This is a genomic window from Halomonas fontilapidosi, from assembly GCF_014192285.1.
Lineage (GTDB): Bacteria > Pseudomonadota > Gammaproteobacteria > Pseudomonadales > Halomonadaceae > Halomonas > Halomonas fontilapidosi.
The window spans coordinates 1-1785 of record NZ_JACHXQ010000020.1; the positions used below are offsets into that span (position 1 = coordinate 1).

The 1785-nt window shown below is 55.6% G+C and carries 1 rRNA gene; it reads left to right on the plus strand.

Going from position 1 to position 1785, the window contains the following annotated elements:
* Positions 1 to 173: 173 nt before the first annotated feature.
* Positions 174 to 1709 (plus strand): 16S ribosomal RNA (locus FHR95_RS16965).
* The last annotated feature ends 76 nt before the right edge of the window (positions 1710 to 1785 follow it).

A 1785-nucleotide genomic window follows, 5' to 3' on the forward strand; every position in this document is an offset into this window, starting at 1 on the left:
CGGAGCCGCTCTTTAACAATCGATCAGGTAATTCATGTGGGCGCTTGTCGGGATGTCGGTGACCAGTCACTGAAACATTCAAGGCAAGCGACTCGTCAAGGACCTTCGGGTCTTTTTGAGAACGTTTGAACCTTGAGCCAGGTTTGGTTCCACCTTAGGAACTATCAGACTTTAAACTGAAGAGTTTGATCATGGCTCAGATTGAACGCTGGCGGCAGGCCTAACACATGCAAGTCGAGCGGAAACGATGGAGCTTGCTCCAGGCGTCGAGCGGCGGACGGGTGAGTAATGCATAGGAATCTGCCCGGTAGTGGGGGATAACCTGGGGAAACTCAGGCTAATACCGCATACGCCCTACGGGGGAAAGCAGGGGCTCTTCGGACCTTGCGCTATCGGATGAGCCTATGTCGGATTAGCTAGTTGGTGAGGTAATGGCTCACCAAGGCGACGATCCGTAGCTGGTCTGAGAGGATGATCAGCCACATCGGGACTGAGACACGGCCCGAACTCCTACGGGAGGCAGCAGTGGGGAATATTGGACAATGGGCGAAAGCCTGATCCAGCCATGCCGCGTGTGTGAAGAAGGCTTTCGGGTTGTAAAGCACTTTCAGTGAGGAAGAACGCCTTGGGGCTAATACCCCCGAGGGAAGACATCACTCACAGAAGAAGCACCGGCTAACTCCGTGCCAGCAGCCGCGGTAATACGGAGGGTGCAAGCGTTAATCGGAATTACTGGGCGTAAAGCGCGCGTAGGCGGCGTGATAAGCCGGTTGTGAAAGCCCCGGGCTCAACCTGGGAACGGCATCCGGAACTGTCAGGCTAGAGTGCAGGAGAGGAAGGTAGAATTCCCGGTGTAGCGGTGAAATGCGTAGAGATCGGGAGGAATACCAGTGGCGAAGGCGGCCTTCTGGACTGACACTGACGCTGAGGTGCGAAAGCGTGGGTAGCAAACAGGATTAGATACCCTGGTAGTCCACGCCGTAAACGATGTCGACTAGCCGTTGGGGTCCTAGAGACCTTTGTGGCGCAGTTAACGCGATAAGTCGACCGCCTGGGGAGTACGGCCGCAAGGTTAAAACTCAAATGAATTGACGGGGGCCCGCACAAGCGGTGGAGCATGTGGTTTAATTCGATGCAACGCGAAGAACCTTACCTACCCTTGACATCGTGCGAACTTGGTAGAGATACCTTGGTGCCTTCGGGAACGCACAGACAGGTGCTGCATGGCTGTCGTCAGCTCGTGTTGTGAAATGTTGGGTTAAGTCCCGTAACGAGCGCAACCCTTGTCCCTATTTGCCAGCGATTCGGTCGGGAACTCTAGGGAGACTGCCGGTGACAAACCGGAGGAAGGTGGGGACGACGTCAAGTCATCATGGCCCTTACGGGTAGGGCTACACACGTGCTACAATGGCCGGTACAAAGGGTTGCGAATCCGCGAGGTGGAGCTAATCCCGAAAAGCCGGTCTCAGTCCGGATCGGAGTCTGCAACTCGACTCCGTGAAGTCGGAATCGCTAGTAATCGTGCATCAGAATGGCACGGTGAATACGTTCCCGGGCCTTGTACACACCGCCCGTCACACCATGGGAGTGGACTGCACCAGAAGTGGTTAGCCTAACTTCGGAGGGCGATCACCACGGTGTGGTTCATGACTGGGGTGAAGTCGTAACAAGGTAGCCGTAGGGGAACCTGCGGCTGGATCACCTCCTTAAACGACGCGTCCCGGCACCCGGCAAGTGTCCACAATGAATTACCTGATCGAGCGAGCAAAGACTGTTTGGGTATGG